Annotated in this window: 25 protein-coding genes; 16 read left to right on the forward strand and 9 right to left on the reverse strand. The window is 59.3% G+C overall.

Translation table 11 applies throughout. The annotated features are described in order from the left end of the window. Positions 1-267: 267 nt before the first annotated feature. The 3 genes from AC1Q8Q_RS16795 to AC1Q8Q_RS16805 all read left to right on the forward strand — a co-directional run bounded on the left by AC1Q8Q_RS16795 (position 268) and on the right by AC1Q8Q_RS16805 (position 5,294). A complete protein-coding gene (locus AC1Q8Q_RS16795) occupies positions 268-1,626 on the forward strand; it encodes a TolC family outer membrane protein (RefSeq protein ID WP_083348418.1) in 1,359 nt (452 codons plus the stop codon). A 134-nt stretch (positions 1,627-1,760) separates the two neighbouring features. After that, the gene (locus AC1Q8Q_RS16800) at positions 1,761-3,920 is read left to right on the forward strand and encodes a type I secretion system permease/ATPase (protein WP_168757431.1); all 2,160 of its coding nucleotides are present in this window, start codon (positions 1,761-1,763) and stop codon (positions 3,918-3,920) included. A gap of 9 nt (positions 3,921-3,929) precedes the next feature. Then, the gene (locus AC1Q8Q_RS16805) at positions 3,930-5,294 is read left to right on the forward strand and encodes an HlyD family type I secretion periplasmic adaptor subunit (RefSeq protein WP_489327728.1); all 1,365 of its coding nucleotides are present in this window, start codon (positions 3,930-3,932) and stop codon (positions 5,292-5,294) included. A gap of 31 nt (positions 5,295-5,325) precedes the next feature. Here the strand turns inward: AC1Q8Q_RS16805 and AC1Q8Q_RS16810 are convergent, their stop codons facing one another. Then, positions 5,326-5,922, reverse strand: coding sequence for a tRNA-uridine aminocarboxypropyltransferase (locus tag AC1Q8Q_RS16810; protein WP_083348417.1), 597 nt, complete (start codon positions 5,920-5,922; stop codon positions 5,326-5,328). 5 nt (positions 5,923-5,927) lie between these two features. Next, a complete protein-coding gene (locus tag AC1Q8Q_RS16815) occupies positions 5,928-6,821 on the reverse strand; it encodes a LysR family transcriptional regulator (protein ID WP_007984914.1) in 894 nt (297 codons plus the stop codon). A 335-nt stretch (positions 6,822-7,156) separates the two neighbouring features. On the opposite strand from AC1Q8Q_RS16815, the gene speB reads away from it, so the two are divergent. From speB to AC1Q8Q_RS16845, 6 genes are all read left to right on the forward strand, one after another. Next, on the forward strand, positions 7,157-8,107 hold the full coding sequence (gene speB, locus AC1Q8Q_RS16820) for an agmatinase (protein ID WP_008060136.1): 951 nt from the start codon (positions 7,157-7,159) through the stop codon (positions 8,105-8,107). Between the two features lie 9 nt (positions 8,108-8,116). Further along, positions 8,117-8,539 (forward strand): YybH family protein, encoded by a 423-nt coding sequence (locus tag AC1Q8Q_RS16825; RefSeq protein ID WP_020795398.1) that lies wholly within the window; start codon positions 8,117-8,119, stop codon positions 8,537-8,539. A 55-nt stretch (positions 8,540-8,594) separates the two neighbouring features. Next, positions 8,595-10,106, forward strand: coding sequence for a purine-cytosine permease family protein (locus tag AC1Q8Q_RS16830; RefSeq protein WP_492615272.1), 1,512 nt, complete (start codon positions 8,595-8,597; stop codon positions 10,104-10,106). 163 nt (positions 10,107-10,269) lie between these two features. Then, positions 10,270-11,649 carry a sodium:solute symporter family protein gene (locus tag AC1Q8Q_RS16835; RefSeq protein ID WP_083348415.1) on the forward strand — a complete coding sequence of 460 codons (1,380 nt, stop codon included), beginning with the start codon at positions 10,270-10,272 and terminating at the stop codon, positions 11,647-11,649. An 86-nt stretch (positions 11,650-11,735) separates the two neighbouring features. Further along, positions 11,736-12,461, forward strand: a complete 726-nt coding sequence (locus AC1Q8Q_RS16840; protein WP_020795401.1) for an MBL fold metallo-hydrolase — start codon at positions 11,736-11,738, stop codon at positions 12,459-12,461. Between the two features lie 66 nt (positions 12,462-12,527). After that, positions 12,528-12,779, forward strand: a complete 252-nt coding sequence (locus AC1Q8Q_RS16845) for a phosphopantetheine-containing protein (protein WP_033040242.1) — start codon at positions 12,528-12,530, stop codon at positions 12,777-12,779. 84 nt (positions 12,780-12,863) lie between these two features. Here the strand turns inward: AC1Q8Q_RS16845 and AC1Q8Q_RS16850 are convergent, their stop codons facing one another. From AC1Q8Q_RS16850 to AC1Q8Q_RS16860, 3 genes are all read right to left on the reverse strand, one after another. Continuing rightward, the gene (locus tag AC1Q8Q_RS16850; RefSeq protein WP_007914492.1) at positions 12,864-12,992 is read right to left on the reverse strand and encodes a PA1414 family protein; all 129 of its coding nucleotides are present in this window, start codon (positions 12,990-12,992) and stop codon (positions 12,864-12,866) included. Positions 12,993-13,177: 185 nt separating this feature from the next. Further along, complete coding sequence (locus AC1Q8Q_RS16855) at positions 13,178-14,110, reverse strand: DMT family transporter (protein ID WP_020795404.1); 933 nt, start codon at positions 14,108-14,110, stop codon at positions 13,178-13,180. A gap of 33 nt (positions 14,111-14,143) precedes the next feature. Continuing rightward, the gene (locus tag AC1Q8Q_RS16860; RefSeq protein ID WP_020795405.1) at positions 14,144-14,980 is read right to left on the reverse strand and encodes a CvfB family protein; all 837 of its coding nucleotides are present in this window, start codon (positions 14,978-14,980) and stop codon (positions 14,144-14,146) included. Between the two features lie 348 nt (positions 14,981-15,328). On the opposite strand from AC1Q8Q_RS16860, the gene AC1Q8Q_RS16865 reads away from it, so the two are divergent. From AC1Q8Q_RS16865 to AC1Q8Q_RS16875, 3 genes are all read left to right on the forward strand, one after another. Then, complete coding sequence (locus AC1Q8Q_RS16865; RefSeq protein ID WP_020795406.1) at positions 15,329-15,517, forward strand: PFL_1563 family small protein; 189 nt, start codon at positions 15,329-15,331, stop codon at positions 15,515-15,517. A gap of 202 nt (positions 15,518-15,719) precedes the next feature. Next, positions 15,720-16,442, forward strand: coding sequence for a TorF family putative porin (locus AC1Q8Q_RS16870; protein ID WP_020795407.1), 723 nt, complete (start codon positions 15,720-15,722; stop codon positions 16,440-16,442). Positions 16,443-16,518: 76 nt separating this feature from the next. After that, on the forward strand, positions 16,519-17,379 hold the full coding sequence (locus AC1Q8Q_RS16875; RefSeq protein ID WP_020795408.1) for a DUF6279 family lipoprotein: 861 nt from the start codon (positions 16,519-16,521) through the stop codon (positions 17,377-17,379). A 59-nt stretch (positions 17,380-17,438) separates the two neighbouring features. Here AC1Q8Q_RS16875 and AC1Q8Q_RS16880 read toward each other — a convergent pair whose 3' ends face one another. Next, positions 17,439-17,828 carry a transcriptional regulator gene (locus AC1Q8Q_RS16880; RefSeq protein WP_492615273.1) on the reverse strand — a complete coding sequence of 130 codons (390 nt, stop codon included), beginning with the start codon at positions 17,826-17,828 and terminating at the stop codon, positions 17,439-17,441. Positions 17,829-18,007: 179 nt separating this feature from the next. On the opposite strand from AC1Q8Q_RS16880, the gene AC1Q8Q_RS16885 reads away from it, so the two are divergent. Further along, entirely contained in the window at positions 18,008-18,742 is a 735-nt protein-coding gene (locus tag AC1Q8Q_RS16885) for a DUF899 domain-containing protein (protein WP_168757427.1), read from the forward strand. A 69-nt stretch (positions 18,743-18,811) separates the two neighbouring features. Beyond that, a complete protein-coding gene (locus tag AC1Q8Q_RS16890) occupies positions 18,812-19,087 on the forward strand; it encodes a hypothetical protein (protein ID WP_033043015.1) in 276 nt (91 codons plus the stop codon). 143 nt (positions 19,088-19,230) lie between these two features. On the opposite strand, the gene AC1Q8Q_RS16895 is transcribed toward AC1Q8Q_RS16890, so the two are convergent. After that, the gene (locus AC1Q8Q_RS16895; protein ID WP_033043023.1) at positions 19,231-20,571 is read right to left on the reverse strand and encodes a DEAD/DEAH box helicase; all 1,341 of its coding nucleotides are present in this window, start codon (positions 20,569-20,571) and stop codon (positions 19,231-19,233) included. A 192-nt stretch (positions 20,572-20,763) separates the two neighbouring features. On the opposite strand from AC1Q8Q_RS16895, the gene AC1Q8Q_RS16900 reads away from it, so the two are divergent. Together AC1Q8Q_RS16900 and ycaC are read left to right on the forward strand one after the other, a co-directional pair. Beyond that, complete coding sequence (locus AC1Q8Q_RS16900; RefSeq protein WP_033043017.1) at positions 20,764-22,062, forward strand: mechanosensitive ion channel family protein; 1,299 nt, start codon at positions 20,764-20,766, stop codon at positions 22,060-22,062. A gap of 137 nt (positions 22,063-22,199) precedes the next feature. After that, positions 22,200-22,832, forward strand: coding sequence for an isochorismate family cysteine hydrolase YcaC (gene ycaC / locus AC1Q8Q_RS16905; RefSeq protein ID WP_033043018.1), 633 nt, complete (start codon positions 22,200-22,202; stop codon positions 22,830-22,832). 150 nt (positions 22,833-22,982) lie between these two features. Here the strand turns inward: ycaC and AC1Q8Q_RS16910 are convergent, their stop codons facing one another. Then, positions 22,983-24,626 carry an acetolactate synthase large subunit gene (locus AC1Q8Q_RS16910; protein WP_020795415.1) on the reverse strand — a complete coding sequence of 548 codons (1,644 nt, stop codon included), beginning with the start codon at positions 24,624-24,626 and terminating at the stop codon, positions 22,983-22,985. A 179-nt stretch (positions 24,627-24,805) separates the two neighbouring features. Beyond that, positions 24,806-25,672, reverse strand: a complete 867-nt coding sequence (locus tag AC1Q8Q_RS16915) for a carboxylate/amino acid/amine transporter (protein ID WP_020795416.1) — start codon at positions 25,670-25,672, stop codon at positions 24,806-24,808. Between the last annotated feature and the right edge of the window lie 320 nt (positions 25,673-25,992).

A 25,992-nucleotide genomic window follows, 5' to 3' on the forward strand; every position in this document is an offset into this window, starting at 1 on the left:
CCTTTTTCGATAATTGGACTTGAACTTTCCTTAAGCCCTGATGATCGCCATAAGGCACATAAATCAAGGGCTTTCGCAGTGAACAATGTGCTGGATTTGGCAGAGTACATAAGTTTTTTTTGGCATAAGTCTTATGAGAAAAACTTCTTAGGTTCGCCTCAAAATGTTCTTAGCTCTCTTGTTACAAGCATGAAACGGTTTTACCTATAAATGTCGTCAAATAATTGGCGACTCATAAAGCATCATTAGGATTCAGGGAGATGAACCATGCGTCTTTTAAACCCCCTCTGCAGCGCGGTTCTGCTGGCGATTGCCTGCGGTACCCAAGCGCATGCAATGTCACTGACGGAAGCGATCCAGAGCACTATCGCCACCCACCCGGAGCTTGCATCGCGGGTGGATAGCCGTCTGTCGGCTGATGAAGATGTGAAGGTCGCCAAGGGGGGCTTTTATCCATCGGTGGACCTCAATGCCGCATACGGGCGCGGGTACAGCGACAACACCAACACCCGCGCGTTGGGTAATCACCACACAGAAATCCTCAATTACACCCAATCAGAACTGCGCCTTCGTCAAATGCTCTTCGATGGGTTCAACACCGCCAACGAAGTCGAGCGGACCAAGGGCGTCGTCAACTCCCGGGCGTACTACGCCCAAGGCACCGCCCAGGACCTGGCCCTGCGCACCGCCGAGGTTTACCTCGAAGTGCTCAAGCGCCGTGAACTGGTGACCCTGGCCAAGAACAACCTGCAAGCGCACCTGCGAGTCAACGACCAGATCGGCATGCGCACCCAGCGGGGGATCGGCAGCACCGCCGACGCCGACCAATCCACTGCCCGTCGGGCACTGGCGGAAAACAACCTCGACACCGCCGAAGTCGATTTGGCCGATGCCGAGTCGAACTTCGCCGCCGTCGTCGGGCGCCTACCCGATGAACTGGAAGCCCCGCCGTCGATCCGCGGCGAGGTGCCAGCCTCCCTGCCGGATGCCCAGCAAAGCATGGTGGAGAACAACCCCTACCTGAAATCCGCCCAGGCCGACGTGCAATCAGCCGAGAGCCAGTACGAAGTCGCCAAGTCGCCGTTCTACCCGCGCTTCGACGCCGAAGCCGCGGTGGGCGCGAACAACAACATCGCGGGCGAAGAAGGCCATGACAACGAGTGGCGGGTCGGGGTGGTGATGAACTACAACCTGTTCCGCGGCGGCAGTGACAAGGCGCGCCTGCAGTCCGATGCCCACAAGATCAATCAGGCAATGGACATTCGCAACAACGCCCTGCGCCAGCTCAACGAAAACATCCACCTGGCCTGGAACGCGATGGTCAACGCCAAGAAGCAAACCCCGACCGCCCGCGAGTATGCCGAAACCAGCCGACGCGTACGCGTGGCGTATCAGGATCAGTTCGGCCTCGGCCAACGGACCCTGCTCGACCTGCTGGACAGCGAAAACGAGCTTTACAACGCCAATCGCCGCTACACCGAAGTACGCTACACCGAGGAGTTTTCGATGTACCGGGTGCTGGCGAACATGGGTCAGTTGCTGAGCAAGCAACGCGTGGTGCTGCCCGCCGATGCAATCGCCCAGGCCGAAGTGAAAAGCGAAGCTCGCCTGCCTGAACTCAAATGACCCCCTGTAGGAGCTGCCGCAGGCTGCGATCTTTTGATCTTTTCTTTCTTAAAATCAAAGTCAAAAGATCGCAGCCTGCGGCAGCTCCTACGGGCTGATGTGCAGGTATCTATGCAATTACCGGAGCGATCAATGTGACCAGCATGGAAACCGCCAACACCGGTGTCGATCCACGCCTGAGCTTCGATGACCCACTTCTTGACGGTCTGTTGATCCTCTGCAAACTCCACGGCGCGACGGTCAGTCGCGCCAGCCTGAGTGCCGGGCTGCCTATGGCACACCAACGCCTGAGCCTGGACCTGCTGCCCCGCGCAGCGGCCCGGGCCGGATTGCAGGCGCGCCTGTTGCGCCGCGACCTCAAAGATATCTCTGCACTTAACCTGCCAGTGCTGCTGTTGCTCAACAACGGTCGTACCACCGTGCTGCGCCGCTTTGGCGAGGATGGCCGGGTCCTGGTTTTGCCCAGCGAAGCCGATGGCGGCGAACAATGGACCACGACGCAAGAGCTTGCCGGGCATTACAGTGGCCAGGCGCTGTTCGCCCGGCCACGGCATGAACTCGAAGACCTTCGTTCACCGCTGGTGCCACGGGTAGAGGCGTGGTTTCGCGACACCCTGAAGCTGTCGAAATGGTTGTACAGCGATGCGATCCTGGCGAGCTTCCTGATCAACCTGCTGGGGCTGATGGTGCCGCTGTTCGTGATGCAGACCTACGACCGCGTGGTGCCGAACCAGGCCACCTCGACCCTGTGGGTGTTGTCCATCGGCCTGCTGATCGGCACCGGTTTCGAACTGGTGCTACGGGTGGTGCGCGCGCATCTACTGGACACTGCCGGCAAGAAAACCGACGTGATTCTCTCGGCGACCCTGTTCGAACGCATCACCGGCATGGCGATGAAAGCCAAGCCTGCGACCATTGGTGGCTTTGCCCAGAGCATTCACGATTTCCAGGGCCTGCGCGAGTTCCTCACCGCCGTCACCCTCACCAGCCTGATCGACCTGCCCTTCGCACTGCTGATGCTGGTGGTGATCGGCCTGCTGGGTGGCTGGCTGGTGGTGATTCCGCTGCTGGCGTTTCCGATCACGATCATTTTCGCCATGATCATTCAGGCGCGCTTGCGTGACACCGTGCAGAGAAGCCTGGCCCTGGGCGCCGAACGCCAAGCCCTGCTGATCGAAACCCTGGGCGGCCTGGAAACCCTCAAGGCCTGCAGCGCCGAAAGCGAACGCCAGCACAAATGGGAAAGCACCCACGGCGCCCTCACCCGTCTCGACAGCCACGCGCGCAATCTCTCGGCGCTGGCCACCAATGGCACGCTGTTCATCCAACAGTTTTCCGGCATGGCCACCATCGTCGCCGGGGTCTACAGCATCATCGCCGGCAACCTCAGCGTCGGTGCGTTGGTAGCGACCTACATGCTCGGCAGTCGCGTCCTGGCGCCGCTGGGGCAAATCGCTGGCCTGATCACCCGCTACCAGCAAGCGCAACTGACCATGAAAAGCACCGACGCGCTGATGTCCCTGCCCCAGGAGCGCGATGCCAGACAACGGCCTCTGGAACGCACACAACTGCAAGGCGCCTTGGATGTGGTCGGCGTGACCTTCCACTACAACGGCCAGAACGCCCCGGCGCTGGCCAATGTCAGTTTCAGCGTGAAACCCGGCGAACGGATCGGCATCATCGGTCGCAGCGGCTCCGGCAAAAGTACCCTGGGGCGGCTGGTGATGGGGTTTTTCGAACCGGCGCAAGGCCAATTGCTGCTCGATGGCCTGGACCTGCGCCAACTGGACGTCGCCGACCTGCGCCATCAGATCGGTTACGTCGCCCATGACCTGCCGTTGCTGGCCGGCAGCCTGCGTGACAACCTGACCCTGGGCGCACGCTACATCAGTGACGCACGGATGCTCGAAGTGGCCGAACTGACCGGCGTCACCGAACTCGCCCGACAACACCCGCAAGGCTTCGACCGCCCGGTCGGCGAGCGTGGGCAACTGCTGTCCGGTGGTCAACGCCAGGCAGTATTGCTGGCCCGCGCTTTATTGCTCGACCCACCGATCATGCTGCTCGACGAGCCCACCAGTGCCATGGACAACAGCAGCGAAGACGCCTTGCGGCAAAAACTCCACGCCTGGGTCCAGGGCAAGACCCTGCTGCTGGTGACCCATCGCACCTCGATGCTCAGCCTGGTCGATCGCTTGGTGGTACTGGACAACGGGAGGATCGTCGCCGACGGCCCGAAAGAAGCGGTCATCGATGCACTGCGCAAGGGCCGAGTCGGCTCTGCGGCCGTCTAGGAGTCGCCTATGTCTGCTTCATCGAATGCTTCGAAAGCACGTGGCTACTTTGACAGCTTCGGCAAAAGTGCCGAAGCCGAGTACATGCCGGAAACGGCTGGCGCCGCTCTGCAGGACTCCCCACGCTGGTCGCGGATCACCGTATGGCTCGCCGCCGCGTTGCTGATCAGCGCCTTGGCCTGGGCCAAGTTCGCGGTACTGCAGGAAGTCACCATGGGCGAAGGCAAGGCGATTCCGTCGAGCAAGGTCCAGGTGATCCAGAACCTTGAGGGCGGCATCGTCACCGAGATCTTCGTGCGTGAAGGGCAAATGGTGAACAAGGGCGATACCCTGCTACGCCTGGATGACACGCGCTACCTGTCGAACAAGGGCGAAAGCGAGGTCGATCGTTACGCGCTGACCGCTCAGGTCGAACGCCTGTCGGCCGAAGCCGAAGGACGGCCATTCAAGCTGTCGGAAGAGGTGATAGCCAAGGCGCCGCAAGTCGCCGAAGACGAACGCTCGCTGTACGAACAGCGCCAACGCCGACTGGCCAGCGAACAACGCACGTTGACCGAACAACTGCGGCAAAAAACCCAGGAACTGGCGGAGTTTCGTTCCAAAGCCGGGCAGTACGGCTCCAGCCTGGCGTTGGTCAACCAGGAGATGGCGATGTCCGAGCCCCTGGTCAAGACCGGCGCCGTGTCGCCGGTGGAGATCCTGCGGCTCAAGCGCAGCGCGGTGGAAATCCGCGGTTCACTGAACGCCACTACCCTGGCCATTCCCCGGGCGGAATCGGCCATTGCCGAGATCCGCAGCAAGATCGACGAGTCCGAACAGTCGTTCCGCTCGGATGCAGCGAAAGAGCTGAATGAGAAACGCACCGACCTGTCGAAAATCACTGCCTCGAGCATTGCCATCGACGACCGCGTGACCCGCACTACCGTGTCCTCGCCGGTCAAGGGCATTATCAAGCTGTTGAAGGTCAACACCATCGGCGGTGTGGTCCAGCCGGGCAGTGACATGGTGGAAATCGTACCGCTGGAAGACAACCTGCTGATCGAGGCCAAGGTTCGACCACAGGACGTGGCGTTCCTGCATCCGGGCCAGAAAGCCATGGTCAAGTTCAGTGCCTACGACTACACGATCTACGGTGGCCTGAGTGCCAAGCTGGAATTGATCGGTGCCGACACCATCACCGACGACAAGGGCAACAGCTTTTACCTGATCCAGGTGCGCACCGATAAAAACCACCTTGGCGGGGACGCGAAACCATTGCTGATCATTCCGGGGATGGTGGCGACGGTGGATATCATTACCGGGGAAAAGACGGTGCTGGACTACCTGCTTAAACCGGTGCTGAAAGCCCGGACCGAGGCGATGCGCGAGCGCTAGCTACCGATCGTTCCCACGCTCTGCGTGGGAACTATTGGTGGGTGTGATTGCGTAGGAAGGTCTCCTCCCCCATCGCCGCAATCTGCCCCTCGATCAGTGCTTCAAACGGCTTGAGCAATGGCGCAAACGAGGTCGGCGCCTCTAGAGTTTCCAGCGCCTGCACTATCGCCTCCACCGTCGACAAAGCCCCGGGCCCTGGCGCCTTGCGCAGTCGATAGCGGGACACGCCACCCTCGGCCAGGGTTACCCTGGGCAGCGCCGCCAGCAACGGGTTCAAGTGCAACATCTTGCGCGCCTTGCGCCAGGTTCCGTCCGGGACCACCAGCAACAGCGGCTCATCGGATGCGGTATACGCCTGCATCGGATGCGCATCCTCGCCGGGAAACAACAACCGCGCCTGATAGCCCGTCTGACTTAATAACCTCGGCAGATCCTCGAACACCTCACCGACGATCAGCTCGGCGTTCTTCAACCCAAGCGCCGCCAACCGCGCGGTGTTCAGCGCATGGTTCACTTCGCTCGGGTGTTGCAGCAGCAACACTCGGGTGCGGCTGTCGAGGCTGGGGATCAGCGGGCACAGGCAATGGCTCTGAGGACGCAGGCAGCGGGGGCATTGAATTCTCGGCATCTTCTTCACGCCTGGTTGAGTTGTGCTTTGAGCAAATCGCGAAAGGTCTGGATCAACGGCTCGCGACTACGCCCCCGGCGCACGATCATCGAGAACGGAGCCTGATAACCGAAGGTCGCCGGCAGCAACACACGCAGGTCGCCCTTGTCGGCCCACGCCTGGGCATAGTGTTCCGGCAAGTAACCGATGTAGGCGCCGGACAGCACCAGAATCAGCTGCGCCTCCATACTCTCCACGGTCGCGGCGCTGTGCTTGAAGCCGTGACGGGCCAGCTCGGCCTGACTCCAGTAGCCTCGGCCGACCATGCGTTGCTGGGTGATGACTTGCTCGGGAATGCGCCGTTCATTGAACAACGGGTGCCGCGTGCTGCAATACAACCAGTGCTGCTCGCGGTACAGCGGCATGTACACCAGACCGCTCATGCGCGTGGAAAACGCGCCGATGGCCAGGTCGAGGCGGTTGTCCTGCACGCCCAGTTGCAGTTCATAGGGGCTCATCACCGACAAGTGCAAGTGCACCGCCGGGTGCTCCTGGCTGTAGGCGCCAATGGCTTCGGCGAACGGCAAGGCCTTGTCGCTGACCGTGGAGTCGATCACCCCCAGGTTCAGCGTGCCACGCAACTCGCCCTTGAGCGCGGCGGCGTATTGTTCGAAACCTTCGAGCTCACCTAGCAAACGCAGGGTTTCCTGATGAAACAGCTCACCCTTGCTGGTCAGGCTGAACCCGCCACGGCCGCGATGACACAGCACCAGCCCCAGGGCGGATTCGAGCTGGCTCATGTAGGTGCTGATGGCTGACGTCGAAAGGTTGAGCTCTTGCTGGGCGTTGGCGAAGCCCTGATGGCGGACCACGCTGACGAAAATGCGCAAAAGTTTCAGGTCGGGTAAAGCGTTGGCCATGGGGGCTCCGATTACAAAATAGCGCGTGATGCTCATGGCGATGGAGATCAACTGTGGGAGCGGGCTTGCTCGCGAAGGCGGTGTATCAGGCAACATTGATATCGACTGACACGACGCCTTCGCGAGCAAGCCCGCTCCCACATGGGTTGCGGCGTTCAACCTGTGAAGTCTATCTCTCCCACTTCCATTAGTTTAGAAAAATCTGAACTAAGTATTTGCCCGTAGCGATTCTTCCCGGCCACTACATTTCGCAGAATCGCTGCCACAAGGTTCGCCCGTGCCCTCCGTGAACGGCGAAACCCAATAAATAAAACAACGACGATGAGGCCTTACCCGTGGACAAGATTCTTCACCAACCACTGGGCGGCAACGAAATGCCGCGCTTCGGCGGCATCGCCACCATGATGCGACTCCCCCACGTACCGACCGCTGCAGGTCTGGACGCCGCTTTTGTCGGCGTGCCGCTGGACATCGGCACTTCCCTGCGCCCTGGCACCCGCTTCGGGCCTCGCGAAATTCGCGCTGAATCGGTGATGATTCGCCCGTACAACATGGCCACTGGCGCTGCGCCGTTCGATTCGCTGTCGGTTGCCGATATCGGCGACGTGGCGATCAACACCTTCAACCTGCTGGATGCCGTACGGATCATCGAAGAATCCTACGACAATATCCTCGAACACGATGTGATCCCCCTGACGCTGGGTGGCGACCACACCATCACCTTGCCGATCCTGCGTGCCATCCATAAAAAGCACGGCAAGGTCGGCCTGGTGCACATCGACGCCCACGCCGATGTGAACGATCACATGTTCGGCGAGAAAATCGCCCACGGAACCACGTTCCGTCGCGCCGTCGAAGAAGGCCTGATCGACCCGGACCGTGTGGTCCAGATCGGTCTGCGCGCCCAGGGCTACACCGCTGACGATTTCAACTGGAGCCGCAACCAGGGCTTCCGCGTGGTTCAGGCCGAAGAGTGCTGGCACAAATCCCTGGCACCATTGATGGCCGAAGTGCGCGAGAAAGTCGGCGGCGGTCCGGTGTACCTGAGCTTCGACATCGACGGTATCGACCCGGCCTGGGCACCTGGCACCGGCACCCCGGAAATCGGTGGCCTGACGACCATTCAGGCAATCGAGATCGTTCGTGGCTGCCAAGGCCTGGACCTGGTCGGTTGCGATCTGGTAGAAGTCTCGCCCGCTTACGACACCACCGGCAACACCTCGCTGCTGGCCGCCAACCTGCTGTACGAAATGCTCTGCGTACTGCCTGGTGTGGTCCATCGCTGAGTATCGGTCATGAATGAACGCGATCAGGTATTGAAAGCGGCTGCCGATCTGGTATCCGCCTTCGCCCGCAACGATCGCGAAGCCTACTTCGGCGCGTTCAGCGCCGATGCCAGCTTCGTCTTCTACACCCTCGAACAGCCCCTGCTGTCGCGCGATGCCTACCAGGCATTGTGGGACAGCTGGCGCGCCGAGGACGGCTTCGAGGTGCTCTCATGCACCTCGAGCAACGCTTTCGTCAGCCTGCAAGGTGACGCGGCGATTTTCATCCATGACGTGGCCACCGAGCTGCGCATGCAAGGGGAGCAGCACTTTAGCCAGGAGCGCGAGACGATTGTTTTCAGGAAACAAGCGTCTGGCCAAGAACAACAAGGCCTATGGCTGGCCTGCCACGAACATTTGTCCGCGATGCCGGAAGGGCTGCCATCCCCTTAGCCAACACAGGTGACGCTCACGCACGATGAGCGCGCCTTTATGATCGGAGCAGATCATGAATAACAACAACAACGACCAAAGCCTTACGCAAATTGAAACCCACGGGGTCGAACAGATCCCGGACAACGAACGCACCGCAGGCCCGACGGACTTGTTCCGGATGATTTTCGGGGGTTCCAACACCTTTGCCACCGCCGTACTCGGCAGCTTCCCGGTGCTGTTTGGCCTGTCCTTTCAGGCGGGCGTACTGGCGATTGTGCTGGGCGTGTTGCTGGGTTCGCTGATCCTCGCGCCGATGGGCCTGTTCGGCCCGATCAACGGGACCAACAACGCCGTGTCTTCCGGAGCGCACTTCGGCGTGCACGGGCGGATCGTCGGTTCGTTCCTGTCGCTGCTGACCGCCATCGCCTTCTTCTCGCTGTCGGTATGGAGTTCGGGTGATGCGCTGATCGGTGGCGCCAAGCGCCTGATCGGCCTGCCGGAAACCGACCTGACCCTGGGCCTGGCCTACGGTCTGTTCGCGATCCTGGTGCTGACCGTGTGCATCTATGGTTTCCGTTTCCTGCTATGGGTCAACAAGATCGCAGTGTGGAGCGCCAGCCTGTTGTTCCTGCTGGGCGTTTTCGCGTTCGCAGGTCCCTTCGATGTTAACTACGCCGGCACCGTGAACATGGGACAACCGGGTTTCTGGGCGGCGTTTATCGGCGCCGCGCTGGTGGCCATGAGCAACCCGATCTCCTTCGGGGCGTTCCTGGGCGACTGGTCGCGCTACATTCCGCGTGAGACCTCCAAGCGCCGGATCATGGCAGCGGTGGTGATTTCGCAGATCGCGACCTTCATCCCGTTCCTGTTCGGCCTGACCACCGCCACCATCGTAGCGATCAAGGCACCGGACTACATCGCAGCCAACAACTATGTCGGCGGCTTGCTGGCGGTATCGCCGAGCTGGTTCTTCCTGCCTGTCTGCCTGATTGCGGTGATCGGCGGCATGTCCACGGGTACGACTTCGCTGTACGGCACTGGCCTGGACATGTCCAGCGTGTTCCCCCGGGTACTGTCGCGGGTCAAGGCCACGCTGCTGATCGGTGTGATGTCGATTGCCTTCATCTTCATCGGTCGCTTCGCGGCGAACCTGGTGCAGAGCGTCTCGACCTTCGCCGTGCTGATCATCACCTGCACCACCCCCTGGATGGTGATCATGATCATCGGCCTGCTGGTGCGTCGCGGCTTCTACTGCCCGGATGACCTGCAAGTGTTTACCCGTGGCGAGAAAGGTGGCCGCTACTGGTTCACCCACGGCTGGAACTGGCGTGGCCTGGGTGCCTGGATCCCGAGCGCGGCTGTCGGCCTGTGCTTCGTGAACCTGCCGGGGCAATTCGTCGGACCACTGGGCGAAATGGCTGGCGGTATCGACATCAGCCTGCCGGTCACCCTGGGCCTGGCCTCGCTGGTGTACCTGGCGCTGCTGAGCCTGTTCCCGGAATCGAGCGAGGTGTTCGGACCCAATGATTCACGTAGCAAGCGCACAAGCATTACGACAAAACCTGATCTGCGTCAGCCGGCCTGACGCAGATCCACCTGTGGGAGCGGGCTTGCTCGCGAAGACGGCGGCACATTCAACCCTGATGTGACTGACAGACCGCTTTCGCGAGCAGGCTCGCTCCCACAGAAAGCAGCCCCACAGAAACGCTTTTGTTTCACATAAAAAAGACAATCGGAGACACGCCACAATGGCTTTGGATTTATTCGTCGTACTCATCTACGCCGCCGCGATGCTGATACTCGGCTATTACGGCATGCGCAAGGCCAAGACCAACGAAGACTTTTTGGTCGCCGGTCGTAACCTCGGCCCGAGCCTGTACATGGGCACCATGGCTGCCACCGTCCTGGGCGGCGCGTCCACCGTGGGCACCGTGCGCCTGGGCTACGTGCATGGCATCTCCGGTTTCTGGCTGTGCGCCGCACTGGGTTGCGGGATCGTCGCGCTGAACCTCTTCCTCGCAAAACCGCTGTTGAAACTGAAGATCTACACCGTCACCCAGGTGCTGGAAAAACGCTACAACCCGATGGCGCGCTCCGCGAGCGCGGCAATCATGCTGGCGTACGCGCTGATGATCGGCGTGACCTCGATCCTGGCCATCGGCACCGTGCTGCAAGTGCTGTTCGGCCTGCCGTTCTGGGTCTCGGTCCTGCTCGGCGGTGGCGTCGTGGTGGTCTATTCGGCCATTGGCGGCATGTGGTCGCTGACCCTGACCGACATCGTCCAGTTCGTCATCAAGACCGTGGGCCTGATGTTCATCCTGTTGCCAATCTGCCTGTACCGCGTCGGCGGTTGGGATGAACTGGTGTTGAAACTGCCGGCGGCAAGCTTCAGCTTCACCACCATCGGCTGGGACACCATCATCACCTACTTCATGATCTACTTCTTTGGCATCCTGATCGGCCAGGACATCTGGCAACGGGTGTTCACCGTCAAGACCGCCAAGGTGGCCCAGGTCGCCGGTACGTTCGCCGGTGTCTACTGCATTCTCTACGGTCTGGCCTGCGCCCTGATCGGCATGGCCGCTCACGTCCTGATCCCGGACCTGGACAACGTCAACAACGCTTTCGCCGCCATCGTCAAACTGTCCCTGCCGGACGGTATCCGCGGCCTGGTGATCGCTGCCGCACTGGCTGCCATGATGTCCACCGCCAGCGCCGGCCTGCTCGCCGCCGCTACCACCCTGACCGAAGACCTGCTGCCAAAACTGCGCGGCGGCAAACAGTCGAGCCTGGGCCTGAACCGCCTGGTTACCCTGCTGACCGGTGTCGTGGTGTTGGGTATCGCCTTGGTCGTAAACGACGTGATCAGCGCCCTGACCCTGGCCTACAACCTGTTGGTGGGCGGCATGCTGGTTCCGCTGATTGGCGCTATCTTCTGGAAACGCGCCACCACCGCCGGCGCCATCGCCAGCATGGGCCTGGGATTCGCCACCGCACTGGTGTTCATGTTCAAGGACGGCCTGGACGCCAATACGCCGATCTACTACAGCCTCGCCGTAGGCCTGGTGAGCTTCGTGGTGGTCAGCCTGTTGTCCCCTCGCCCCGCGATGCAGGCAAGCGCCGCCTAAGCTGAAACATAACGACTTGATGCTTTCTTCGACGAGTGTGGCGTCGGTTGCCACACTCGTTTTTTTTCGCCTGAAGGAAACCGCCCATGAAGATCGTCAGCCGCGATCACTGGTTCGAAGTCAAACAGCTCAGTGATGGCATCCGCCTGATTCACGAGCCTTACATTCGCCCCTTCTATCGCTGCAACCTCTGGCACATACAAGGCCGCGACAAAGACCTGCTACTCGACAGCGGCTCGGGGCTGGTCAGCCTGCGCGAACAGCTGCCGTGGATTACCGAGCGACCCTTGGTGGCAGTGGCCAGTCACTGCCATTTCGACCACATTGCCGGGCATCACGAATTCGCCGAGCGCCTGGTACACCCGGCCGAAGCGGACATCCTCGCCGCGCCGGACGGCGAAAACGACTTGAGCAAAGCCTTTGTCGGCGATGACATGTTCGAAGCGCACCCCGACTGCCCATTGTGCTACGCCGAGTATCGGGTCAAGGCTGCACCGGCCACCGCCACGATCGACGAAGGCGACGTACTGGACCTGGGTAATCGGGTCTTGCAAGTGCTGCACACCCCCGGCCACTCCCCTGGCGGCATCAGCCTGTACGAAGCGGCCACCGAGACCCTGTTCAGCGGCGACATCATCTACGATGGGCCGTTGATCGAAGACGCCTACCACTCCAACCTCGATGATTACGCACGCAGTTTGCAGCGCTTGCGCGCCCTGCCGATCCGTACGGTACATGGCGGGCACTTCGGCAGTTTTTCCGGGGACCATCTGCGGCACATGATTGACCAGTGGCAGCGCTCACACGCCTGAAGCCTGCTGTACTCAACCTCAGGAACAACCAGCAGGGACAGTCACCACAATCGTAGAAGACCCGCCATGAAGAAAGCTGCCGTGCGTGCCGCTGTACATCACTTCATCAGCCGTCTGCTGGAAGGCCAGGTTGACTTCGACGACAACGCCAGCCTGGCGCAGTTGGGATTGGATAAAGCGGATATCGAAGACTTGATCTTCCATCTCGAAGACGAACTTGGCTTGACGGCTTTCACCGCCGAGGAAGACCAGATGCTCAAGACCGCCAGGACGGCGAACGACTTGAGCCGGTTCTTGATGGAGATCGGTCGGCATTGACCTGGCCGATCTTCCTGCACGCATCACTGCGCATGGAGCAGCGAGCAGCAGCCCTTGGCTGCTGCTGCAAAGACGGCGTCGCGATTACCGGCGACGCTGCTGGCGTCGGCGCTGTTCGTCGTCGGTGCGAATAGGCACAGGTTGCAGAGGCGGTTCGATCAAACCGAGTGCAACACCCAAGTCGTGCAGCCAGTTTTGAATTTTCTCTTTCATGATGCCCCCTTCAGGGTAGTGCCGGGCGACCGGAATTCTGTAGCCGCTTCGCACTGATAATAGTCCGAAGTGTCGAGCAATGCTCGTCGAACATCACAACGATCTGTTACTGAATGGATCACAATCCGACGGCCTGACTTCATCTTGGCGCATCACAGACCGCGGGCGGCCTGCATGCCAGCCGTTCAAGCCTGCCCAAGGACCCTGCGCAACCGGCGACGTACCCACTGTTCAGCGCTGACGAAGGTAATCCCCAGCAACACCAGCACGGCACCGATGACGAAGTTGAGGCTCAGCGCCTCCCCCAGCAGGACAACCCCGAACGTGACGCCAAACAAGGGCGTCATGAATGAAAAAACCGCGAGGTTGGCCGCCAGATAACGGCGCAGCAACCAGAACCAGACCAGATAGCTGAAGAACGACACCACGATGCCCTGGAACAGCACACTGGCCAGCGCGACGCCGGTCAAGCTGACATGGGTAATCTGGCCGCTGAGCAATGCAATCAGCAGCAGGCCGACAAAACCGACGATCAACTGGTAAAACAAAGTCAGGGTCACCGGCGCCTCCGACAGACGCGACGCGCGCACCACCACAGTGGTCGCCCCCCAGCAAGCCCCCGCCAGTACCCCCAACGCATCGCCCAGCAACATGCGGCGATCGAGGTTATCCCAGGACACCCCTGCAGCAAACGCAATGCCGATCCCGACGAAGGCCAGGAAAATGCCCAGCCATTGCACAGGCCGCAGACGCTCACTCGGCAGCAACCAGTGCACGCCCAACGCCGTAAAAATCGGCGCGGTGTAGAGGAACACCGACATGTGCGCCGCCGTGGTCAATTGCAGGCCTTCGGAAATGAACAGGAACTCCAGGCCAAACAAGGCCCCGGCCAACAGCCCGCCACGCCAGGTGGCGCCTACCTGATCCCAGCCGCCCTTCCAGCAGATCAACAACCCCACCAGCAGCGCGGACATACCCGAACGCCCCGCTGCCTGCATGACCGGCGCAATATCGGGCGCCGCCCACTTGATCATCACCTGCTGGATGCCCCAGACCAGGCACAACCCCACCATCACTTGCAGGGCAAATCCATCGGCGCTGCGCCGGGTGGCGCTCACCCTGATACCTCGACATCAAAGCACATGGGCGACTCAGCTCAATTCGATACGATCGGCATGAATCACGATCTGGCCGTTCTTGTACAACGCGCCGATAGCCTTTTTGAAGTTGCCCTTGCTGACGCCGAACATGCTGCTGATCAGGGTCGGATCGCTTTTGTCGCTGACTGCCAGGCTGCCGTTGTTCTCGCGTAACTTGGCGAGGATCTTGGAGTTCAGGCTACTGGCCGCTTCGACGCCTACGGGCTGCAGGCTCAGGCTGATCTTGCCGTCGCTACGAACTTCCTTGATGAAGCCCTTCTCTTCCTTGCCAGCGCGCATGAACTTGAAGATTTCGTTCTTGTGAATCAGGCCCCAGTGCTTGTTGTTAATGATGGCCTTGAAACCCATGTCGGTGGCTTCGGCCACCAGCAAGTCAACTTCCTGGCCTGGGGTGTAGTTGGCGGGCGTCTTGTCCAGGTACCGATCCAGGCGCGCGGTCGCCGTAATGCGACGGGTATGCTTGTCGAGGTAGACATGCACCACGGCGTATTCCCCGGCCGTCATCTGGCGTTTTTCTTCCGAATACGGCAGCAGCAGGTCTTTGGGCAGCCCCCAATCCAGGAATACGCCAATGCTGTTGACTTCCACAACTTTCAAACTGGCGAATTCACCGACTTGAACTTTCGGCTTTTCAGTCGTTGCGATGAGTTTGTCATCGCTGTCCAGATAAACAAAAACGTTTAGCCAGTCTTCATCTTCACTGGGAATATCTTTTGGAATATAACGATTAGGCAACAGGATTTCGCCATCCGCGCCACCGTCCAGATATAAACCGAAGTTAGTGTGTTTAACTACTTGCAAACTGTTGTAACGCCCGACTAAAGCCATGTCCAATACCCTCATTGCGTGGCGGCATTCTACCCGGTTTTAGCGGCCAGGATCGCCAGTCAGCCCGATGGCGCCAGAAATTCCCTGCAAAGCCTTAGTTTTTCCCGGTTTTGCCATTTTCTGGCCGCCGCTCGTCAGACCGGAGCGGCGATTGTCCTTGCCGCCCGCCCAAGGCGAAAACGCTCTATTTTCACCAGGTTCTTAGTTAAAACAGCGGCTTAGGGCGATATTTCAAAATACAACTTACCAATTATGGCCCCCCGCTCAATGTGCCCCAGCGGATATTTGCCAAGCAAATAGGCAGTTAATCCTGTACGATGCCTGGCCAAGTTAATTTTCTACAGGTTAATGGCCGCCATGCGCGTAAAAGCATCCAACAGCAAAGCAAAGCCAGCTCCAGCCGTCGAAACCAGCGAATCGATCAACAACCAGATCGCTGCGTTCCTCAAATCCGGTGGTGAAATCCAGCAAATTGCCAAAGGTGTCAGCGGCCAGTCGTTCGGCCCATCCAAGCAGATCACCCTGGGCAAGAAGTAATAGCCTGCGCTGCACCTGGTCCCTAAGCGCTTTGAGCTTCGAAGCGCTTGGACTGGAACCTGGCAACATCCTCGCCTGACCCTCCTTTCTTGTAAAAATCGACGAACGGCCTACGCGGCTAATTATTCGTCGGTATCCTTGCACGCGTCTAGATCAAGCGTTTCAGCAGGCCTTAGCCTGTCCGCAGTTCATGGAGTGACGCATGCGCACACCTTCTTTTTTATCCTTGCTGCTCGGCGGCCTGCTGGCGAGCCAGGCGGTGCACGGGCAAATCTTTCAACGCGAGTTGGGGGATTTCGACCTCAAGCTCGGGAGCAGTCCCAGCCGCAGCATGGCCCAAGGCCTCGTCAAGCCATCGGCCATCGGCTCGTTCCATGGCGGCCTGGACCTGACCCATGACAGCGGTTTCTACGTCGGCCAATGGTCGCCGAGCATGGGCATCAGCCCGGGAAAAAACCTTGAAATCGACTCTTACGCGGGCTTCAAGCAACCCTTCGACCAGGTCCTCGGCTACGAAGTGGGCATCATCCATTACAGCTACCCCGAAGTTGCGACCCTCGACAGCCAGGAAATCTTCGGTGGCCTGACCCTGCTGGGCAGCCGCTTCGGCGCAGCCTTGAGCAACGATCCAGACAAGCAGAACAGCACGCTGTTTGCCGACCTGCGCGGCAACCAGCCGTTCGGCATCGGCGTCAGCATGAAATACACCACCCATCAGTTGAACACGCCGGTCGCCGTGGACGGTGGGTATGTCGGCAGCTTCACCGATTGGTCGGTAAAACTGTCCCGACCGTTCATGGGCATCGACCTCGATTTAATCTATAGCGATTCCAGCCTCAGCGGCAGCTATTGTTCAGCCTATACCGGGCAAAACAGCCAGTGCGACGCACTCCTCACCCTCAAGGCCGAACACACCTTCTACTGATGGGCTGAACTGCCGGGTTCATTGCGCGTTCAGATGAGAATCAGCGCCAGAAACCAGGCTTCGCAAGGATTCGCCCATGTCACGCTGGATCAAACACATTGCCTTTGTGCTCATGTTCACCCTCGCCCTCGGCGCGTGCAACCGCATGGGCCTGGCTTATCGCAACCTCGACGTGATCATTCCCTGGACGCTCAGCGATTACCTGGACATGAACGGCGAGCAGAAAAGCTGGCTCAATGAACGCCTGAAGGAACACCTGAGCTGGCATTGCACGACACAAATGCCGGGTTATCTCGACTGGCTGGACCGCTTGCAGACCATGATCGCGACCAATCAGGTCACCGATGACGCACTGAAGGCGCGAACGGCGGAGGCCGAAAAAGCGATTGCCGAAACAGCCCGGGAAATCACCCCGTCAGCCATCGAATTGCTGCAAGGCCTGGACGACAATCAGGTCGCGGAAATGAATGAGGCCTTCGCCAAGGACCAGCGCAAGCGCCAGGAGCGATACGTGAAACCACCGCTGGACCAGCAGATAAAACAGCGTGGCGAGCGCATGGTGAAGCGCCTGAATGAATGGCTCGGACCACTCGGCCCCTCGCAACAACAGCGAGTCATGGCCTGGTCGAATGCCTTGGGCGACCAGAACACCGAGTGGATTGCCAACCGCGTCCACTGGCAGAAACAGTTCAGTGCCGCCGTGGCGCAGCGCCAGGCACCACAATTCCCACAGCGAATCGAGACGCTCCTGGTCAACCGCGAAAGCTTATGGACACCCGCCTATCGACAGGCCTTCGCCAACACCGAAGCCCAGGCGCGGGCGCTGTTTGTGGATTTGATGGCGCAAAGTACGCCACAACAACGTGAGCGTTTGTTGACGAAGATCGAGGGCGTGAAGAAGGATTTCAGTGATTTGAAGTGTCTCAGATCAGGTTGAATGCCACGTATACATCGTGGGAGCGAGCCAGCTCGCTCCCACAGGAGCATTAAATACAATCAGGCAATCTGCGCTTTGGAAGCCACTTCATCAAACGTCAATTCGTTTAATGCGTCCTCCTGCTCGTCCAGCACCTGACGCGGATGCTCATCGCCCGGAATACTGCTGTCAATCAGGCTCAACAGCCTCGAACCACGCATCGTTAAAATGTAGTTCGAACCGGTACCGCCCTGCTCTTCGGGCCGCGGCTTGATATAACCGCGCATTAACAGTAACTTTTCATACTCGCCGGCCACCGCCTCAAGGTGGTCCAGGTTTTCAGGCTGCTCACCTTCAGCGGCTTTCTGCGCGGCGTACTGTTCGGCGTAGTGGCGCGGGGTAAAGCTAGCCTCACCGTTCTGCACTTCGTGCAGCAAGCGCTCAATCAAATCCCAGTTATAAGTCATCATCCTGAATCAACCTCCGGTAGCCGTGAGTGAGAGGGTCTTCATAGTTGTGACAAAAGAGCACGGCAGCCGTTCAGCCCGAGTTTCCATACCGCTACCGACCGACGGTATGTCGATTTGCCGGTACACCAAACGACTAGGCTGTGTAAGTCGCCTCCCCGCATCACGCAGGAGAAAACCAAATGAATATTCAGAACCACCCCGTTGTGTCGCGGGAAGAATGGCTCGCCGCGCGCAAACAACACCTGGCCCATGAAAAAGCCTTCACCAAGGAGCGGGACAGGCTCAGCGCAGAGCGCCGCGCCTTGCCCTGGGTGAAAATCGACAAGGACTACCACTTCCAGGGGCCTGACGGTGAACTGAAACTCGCCGACCTGTTCGGTGGCCGAAGCCAGTTGGTCATTTACCATTTCATGTTCGCCGACGGCTGGGACGAAGGCTGCCCAGGTTGCTCTTTCCTGTCCGACCACATCGACGGGGCGAACCAGCATCTGGCGCACCACGATGTCTCTGTGGTGGCGGTATCCCACGCACCGTTCGCCCAGTTCCAGGCGTTCAGGCGGCGCATGGGCTGGAAATTCGACTGGGTGTCGTCCGAAGGCTGTGATTTCAATTATGACTTCGGTGTGACGGCCCGCCCCGAAGACGTCGCCGCCGGAAGGGCCACCTACAACTACGAAAAAACCGACGGTTCGGAAGAAGAGCTTCCCGGCCTCAGTGTGTTTTATCGCAACGACACCGGCGAGATTTTCCACACCTACTCCACTTATGCCCGAGGGCTGGACCTGCTGGTAGGGACCTACAACTACCTCGACCTGACGCCCAAGGGACGCAACGAAGATGAAATCATGGATTGGGTGCGACATCATGATCGGTATGAGGATAAAGCACCGACGAGCTGCTGCCATGGGGGATGAGGGTGAACTTTTTCCCTGCTGCAAGCCTCAACCGGTTAACCCGCCTTAACCGGAACCGAGGCCCGACAGATGAAAATCCTGCTGAAACTCACCCTCGCCACTACCCTCGCCTGCGCCCTGCCCGTTTGGGCCTGCACTCCCGAGGAGGCCACCCTCAAGCGCGAGCAGCTGGCCAAGGAAGTCACCAAGCTCACCGAGCAGAACCCGGCCAAGGCCAAGGAGATCAACGACGAGTTGCAGAAGATGGATCTGGGCACTGCTTCCAAGGATTTGCCGGACAAGTGCCAGTTGATCGATCAGCGGCTAAAGGAACTGGGTACCGCAGAGAAGAAAGCGGAAAGCTAAAGATCAATAGATCAAAAAATCAAAAGATCGCAGCCTGCGGCAGCTCCTACCGGTGATTTGGTGTAGGAGCTGCCGCAGGCTGCGATCTTTTGATGTAAAAAACCCGGACACTGTCCGGGTTTTTATTGGGCTAGCCGAGGTGCTTACTCAGCGGCCGGCGCTTCTGGCTTGCGACGCTTGAGCGGGGCCATTCCGTCTTTGCTGACCAGAGAGTCGCTCTTGGGCCGGTTGACGCTCTTGCGCTTGGTTGGAGTCTTGGCGGCGACTTTTTTCTTGTCGCCCTTGGCGTCGGTCTTTTTCTTCTTCACGCCGACAGCCTTGCCGGAGGCCTTGACCTTTTTCGGTCCGCCGTAAGCGCCTTTGACTTCCTTGATGGTGCGACGCTCGAAGCTCTGCTTGAGGTAGCGCTCGATGCTCGACATCAGGTTCCAGTCGCCGTGGCAGATCAGCGAGATGGCCAGGCCATCGTTGCCGGCGCGGCCAGTACGACCGATACGGTGTACGTATTCGTCGCCGCTGCGCGGCATGTCGAAGTTGATCACCAGGTCCAGGCCGTCCACGTCCAGGCCGCGAGCGGCAACGTCGGTAGCCACGAGGATTTTCACCCCACCCTGCTTCAGACGGTCGATCGCCAGTTTGCGATCCTTCTGGTCCTTGTCGCCGTGCAGCACGAACGCCTTGTATTCCTGGGCTACCAGGCGGCCATAGATGCGGTCGGCCATGGCCCGGGTGTTGGTGAAGACGATGGCCTTCTGGTAGGTCTCGTTGGCCAGCAGCCAGTTGACGATCTGTTCTTTGTGCTGGTTGTGGTCAGCGGTGATGATCTGCTGACGGGTGGTCTCGTTCAGCTGGCTGACCGCGTTGAGCTGCAGGTGCTCAGGGTTGTTCAACACCTTGGCGACCATCTCGCGCAAGCCAGAACCACCGGTGGTGGCGGAGAACAACATGGTCTGCTGGCGGTTGGTGCACTCATCCACCAGACGCTGCACGTCTTCGGCGAAACCCATGTCGAGCATGCGGTCGGCTTCGTCGAGCACCAGCACTTCGACTTCTTTCAAATCGAGGTTACCGGCGTTCAGTTGCTCAATCATCCGCCCCGGCGTACCGATCAGGATGTCAGGCACCTTGCGCAGCATGGCAGCCTGGACCTTGAAGTCTTCACCGCCGGTGATCAGGCCGGACTTGATGAAGGTGAACTGCGCGAAGCGTTCAACCTCTTTCAAGGTTTGTTGGGCCAGCTCGCGGGTTGGCAGCAGGATCAGGGTCTTGATGCTGACACGGATCTTGGCCGGGCCGATCAAGCGGTTGAGGATCGGCAAGACAAATGCAGCGGTCTTGCCGCTACCGGTTTGCGCTGTCACCCGCAGGTCACGCCCTTGGAGCGCCAGCGGAATAGCCGCTGCTTGCACTGGCGTTGGCTCGACAAATTTAAGCTCGGCCACGGCTTTGAGCAGGCGTTCGTGCAAGGCGAATTCGGAAAACACGGGTGCTACCTCGAAGAAATACAAAAAAACAGCTGCATAGGTTACCGGTTTCGAGCGCGTAGGCCGAGTTTCTTTGTACAAAAGGCGGTAAACAGTGGTTTTTTTATTGCCCGATTTGTCACCGACGGTCATACAAAACGTCTTAAGTGCTCTAATCGTCCCCCGTGTCCCATTAAAGAATCGTTTTTGCCCATGGATATCAAACAGCTCTGGCTCAATGCCCAAGACCTCTGGGGTGCCCTTGACCAGCACCCGCTCGTGCATACCAGCCTGGCACTGGTGGTGTTGCTGGTCATTGCCCTGGTCCTCGGACGAGTGGCGCGCTACCTGATCCTGCACGCCAGCAAAATCCTCGGCCGCCAGCCGGCGCTGCACTGGATCAACGACTTGCGTCACAACAAGGTGTTCCAACGCTTGGCACAGATCACACCGTCGCTGGTCATCCAGTTCGGCCTGCACCTGGTCCCTGAGCTGAGCAAAACCGCGATGGTCTTCCTCGGCAACGTGGCACTGGCGTTCACCATTCTGTTCCTGCTGCTGTCGATCACGGCCCTGCTCAATGCCCTGCTGGACATCTACGCCCGCACCGAACACGCCCGCACCCGCTCGATCAAGGGCTATGTGCAACTGGCGAAAATGGTGTTGTACGTGTTTGGCGCGATCATCATCGTCGCCACATTGATCGACCGTTCGCCGCTGTTGCTGCTGTCGGGCCTGGGCGCCATGTCGGCGGTAATCCTGTTGGTCTACAAGGACACCCTGCTGTCGTTCGTCGCCAGCGTGCAGCTGACCAGCAACGACATGCTGCGGGTCGGCGACTGGATCGAGATGCCACAGGTCGGTGCCGATGGCGATGTCGTCGACATCACGCTGCATACGGTCAAGGTGCAGAATTTCGACAAGACCATCGTTTCGATCCCGACCTGGCGCCTGATGTCCGAATCATTCAAGAACTGGCGCGGCATGCAACAGTCCGGTGGCCGGCGGATCAAGCGCAGCCTGTTCATCGACGCCAGTGGCGTGCGGTTCATCCGCGATGACGAGGAACTGAGGCTGTCCCAGGTACACCTGCTGACCGACTACATCAGCCGTAAACAGGCCGAACTCAAGGCCTGGAACGAAGCCCAGGGCAATGTCGCGGCGATGTCGGCCAACCGCCGGCGCATGACCAATATCGGCACATTTCGCGCTTATGCGCTGGCGTATCTCAAGAGTCACCCAGAGATTCAGCCGAATATGACCTGCATGGTTCGACAAATGCAGACCACGGCCCAAGGTATTCCGCTGGAAATCTACTGCTTCACCCGCACCACGGCGTGGGCCGATTACGAGCGGATCCAGGGGGATATTTTCGATTACCTGCTGGCGGTGTTGCCGGAGTTTGGCTTGAGCCTTTATCAGCAGCCGAGTGGCGGGGATTTGCGGGCCGGGCTGTTGCCAGCGGTGCTGGGCGCGAGCCACATGCCGGAGGCCGAAAAACACGTTATGTAGCAACGCAAACCCTGTCCAGATTGTCTCTTCCAGGTTGACAGTTAAACGCTTTTCACCGGCTTTTTCTGCCTCATCGCAAACCCTAATCTGTGCTCATGTTGAACGAAGCCACTCACCTACCTCGAAAGGATTTCATCATGAGCAACGCTACCTACAACCGCCTGAACAAAGACGACGCCGTAGTTTTGTTGATTGACCACCAGACTGGCCTGATTTCCCTGGTTCAAGACTTTTCGCCCAACGAGTTCAAGAACAACGTGCTGGCACTGGCCGACGTGGCAAAATTCTTCGAGCTGCCCACCATCCTCACCACCAGCTTTGAACAAGGCCCCAATGGCCCACTGGTACCCGAACTCAAGGAAATGTTCCCGGACGCGCCCTACATAGCCCGACCTGGCCAGATCAACGCCTGGGACAACGAAGACTTCGTCAAGGCCATCAAGGCGACCGGTCGCAAGCAACTGATCATCGCCGGTGTGGTGACTGACGTCTGCGTGACCTTCCCAACGTTGTCTGCCCTCGCAGAAGGGTTTGAAGTGTTCGTAGTCACTGATTCTTCCGGCACCTTCAACTCCACCGTACAACAGGCAGCCTGGAACCGTATGACCCAGGCCGGGGCGCAAATGATGAACTGGTTCTCGGTCGCTTGCGAATTGCAGGGTGACTGGCGCAACGACATTGAAGGCCTGGGCAACCTGTTGTCCCAGCGCATCCCGAACTACCGCAACCTGATGAACAGCTACTCGGCAATGGCAGCGCGCCAGGCTTGATTGGCCATTGAGTTCAGACAACGCATACGCCAAAAGGGCCCTTGAAGGGCCCTTTTGTATTTGCACCTGCCAGGACTTCAATGCTTCAGCCTGCGCCCGCCTATGCTCGCGATCAGGTATACGAGCCCGTCAAAAAATCTTGCTGCGAAATCAAATGGCCGCGCTACGCTGGCGCAACTCCATGTTCAGTATGCGGTCGTTTTCGCTGTAATCGACAGGACAGTCGATCACATGCACACCGGGTGTCTTGACACAGTGTTCCAGCAGCGGCAGGAAACCCTCGGCGCTCTCCACGCGGTGACCATTGGCGCCATAGGCCTCGGCGTATTTAACGAAGTCCGGGTTACCGTAATCCAGGCCGAAATCGGTAAAACCCATGTTCGCCTGCTTCCAGCGAATCATGCCGTAGCCGTCGTCCCGCAGGATCACCACGGTCAAATTCATGTTCAGGCGAACCGCTGTCTCCAACTCCTGGCTGTTCATCATGAAGCCGCCGTCCCCACACACGGAGATCACCGGACGATCCGGGTACACCAAATGCGCGGCCATGGCCGAAGGCAGCCCTGCCCCCATGGTCGCCAGCGCGTTGTCCAGCAGCACGGTGTTGGGCTTGTGAGCCTTGTAGTTGCGAGCAAACCAGATCTTATAGATGCCATTGTCCAGGGCAACGATGCCTTCAGAAGGCAACACGCGACGAATGTCGGCAACCAGGCGCTGTGGGTAGACCGGGAACCTGTTGTCGTCCGCCCCTTCGATGATCTGGGCTTCGTTCGCATCACGAATCGCCATCAGCCGTGTGAAATCCCAATGGCTGGTATCGTTCAGCGCTTCGCCGATCTGCCAGACGGCGTTGGCGATATCGCCAATGACTTCAATCTGCGGGAAATACACGGCATCGACTTCAGCAGAGCGGAAGTTGATGTGGATGACTTCGGTGCCGCCACGCACCATGAAGAATGGCGGCTTCTCGATCACATCGTGGCCGATGTTGACAATCAGGTCGGCAGCCTCGACGGCGCGGTGCACGAAGTCTCCCGACGACAACGCGGCATTGCCGAGAAAGCGCGGGTGGCGCTCATCAACCACGCCCTTGCCCATCTGGGTGGTGATAAAGGGAATGCCGGTATCGTCGATCAGTTGCTTCAAAACCTTGGCAGTCATCTTGCGGTTGGCACCTGCGCCAATCACCAGGATTGGACTGCGAGCGTTCTGCAACTTCTCGACGGCGGCCTCGACAGCCTTGTGCTCGGCCAATGGACGGCGATGCAGGCTCCGCGGCATCGGCATGCTATCGGTTTGCTCGGCGGCGATATCTTCCGGCAGTTCCAAGTGGACGGCTCCGGGCTTCTCCTCTTCAGCGAGACGAAACGCTTCACGCATCCGCGCCGGGATATTGTCTGCCGAGGCGAACTGGTGGGTGTACTTGGTGATCGGCGCCATCATGCCGCAGACGTCAATGATCTGAAAACGGCCTTGCTTGGACTTCTTGATCGGCTTCTGACCCGTAATCATCATCATGGGCATGCCGCCCAGGTAGGCGTACGCGCTGGCAGTCACCAAATTCGTTGCACCAGGGCCGAGGGTGGAAAGACTGACGCCAGTCTTACCCGTGAGGCGGCCGTAGGTGGCGGCCATGAAGCCGGCGGATTGCTCGTGACGCGTCAGCACAAGCTTGATCGTCGACTTGCGTAGGGATTCAAGCAGGTCAAGGTTTTCCTCGCCGGGAATGCCGAATACATACTCGACGCCTTCACTTTCCAGGCATTGCACAACCACATCGGCAGCTTTGGCCATTTTCTTGTCTCACCTACGCTCGGCGGAAATCCGGTAATTGTTGAGTTTGTGTGCGCTCGACTCCTTGGACGCGCCACATACAGTGCCTTATAAAAAAACATCGACGTTCTATTTTCTCAATCGGTCGATTTAAAGGCGCACGCTAGAATGATAGACGGCCGTTTGCGCAAGCCGACGGATCAGTGCGCGATGGCTGGTTGGCGTACACCCAACCGGCTGATCCACACCGCCATCAAGATCACCGAACCACCGAGCAATAATCGTCCCAATTCTTCATGCTGATTCCAGATAAGCAGGTTGATCAGTAGCCCCACCGGCACATGCAGGTTGTTCATCACCGCCAGCGTCCCGCCATTCACCAGGCACGCGCCCTTGTTCCACCAGTACAGCCCCAGCGCGGTCGAGACCAGGCCGAGGAACAACAGCACCGCCCATTGCAGCGGTGCTTCAGGCAGGAAGTTCTGTTTGCCGAACAACAGGAACGCCGGCAATGCCACCGCCAATGCCCCCAGGTAGAAATAGCCAAAACGCCGGTAATGTGGCAAGTCGCTGGGGTGACGTGCGACCAGATGTTTGTAGAGCACCTGCCCGGCGGCGTAGGTGAAGTTGGCCAGTTGCAGCAGCAGGAAACCCATGAAGAAGTCCGGGTTGATCCGGTCGAAGCGAATCACCGCGGCCCCCGCCACCGCCACCAGTGCCGCGATCAGGGCCCAGGGGTTGAAGCGACGGTTCAACGCGTCTTCGATCAGGGTCACGTGCAGCGGCGTGAGGATGGTAAACAGCAGCACTTCCGGCACCGTCAGCACGCGAAAGCTCAGGTACAGGCAGACATACGTCACACCGAATTGCAGGGCGCCAATCAGCAGCATGCCGCGCATGAAGGCCGGTTCCACCGAACGCCAGCGGGTCAGCGGGATAAACACCAGCCCCGCCAACAGCACGCGTATCAGCACCGCGAAGTAGCTGTCGACATGACCGGCCAGGTACTCGCCGATCAAACTGAAGGAAAACGCCTGGATCAGCGTGACAAAAAGTAGATAGCCCATGCTCGCCTCATTTCGAATGGCGGCGAAGATAGCGGTTTTTGACGGGGATCGCGAACAGTCAAACGATACAAAAACCCTGTGGGAGCGAGCCTGCTCGCGATAGCGGTGTGAAAGGCAACATCGATGTCGTCTGACACTCAGTCATCGCGAGCAGGCTCCCACAGGGGATCCAGGTACACCCGTAACAGTCAGGTCGGCTTTAAGGCCGCCTCGCTTTTGTTTTTGATCGCAGGCGCCCCGTTAAACCACGATGGCCGAACGCAGGCATTGCGCAGTGGGGAAACCGGCAGGACGCCGGTTTAGCCGCGCTGGGCCATGGA

Source organism: Pseudomonas sp. GW823-FHT06B06, assembly GCF_058795195.1.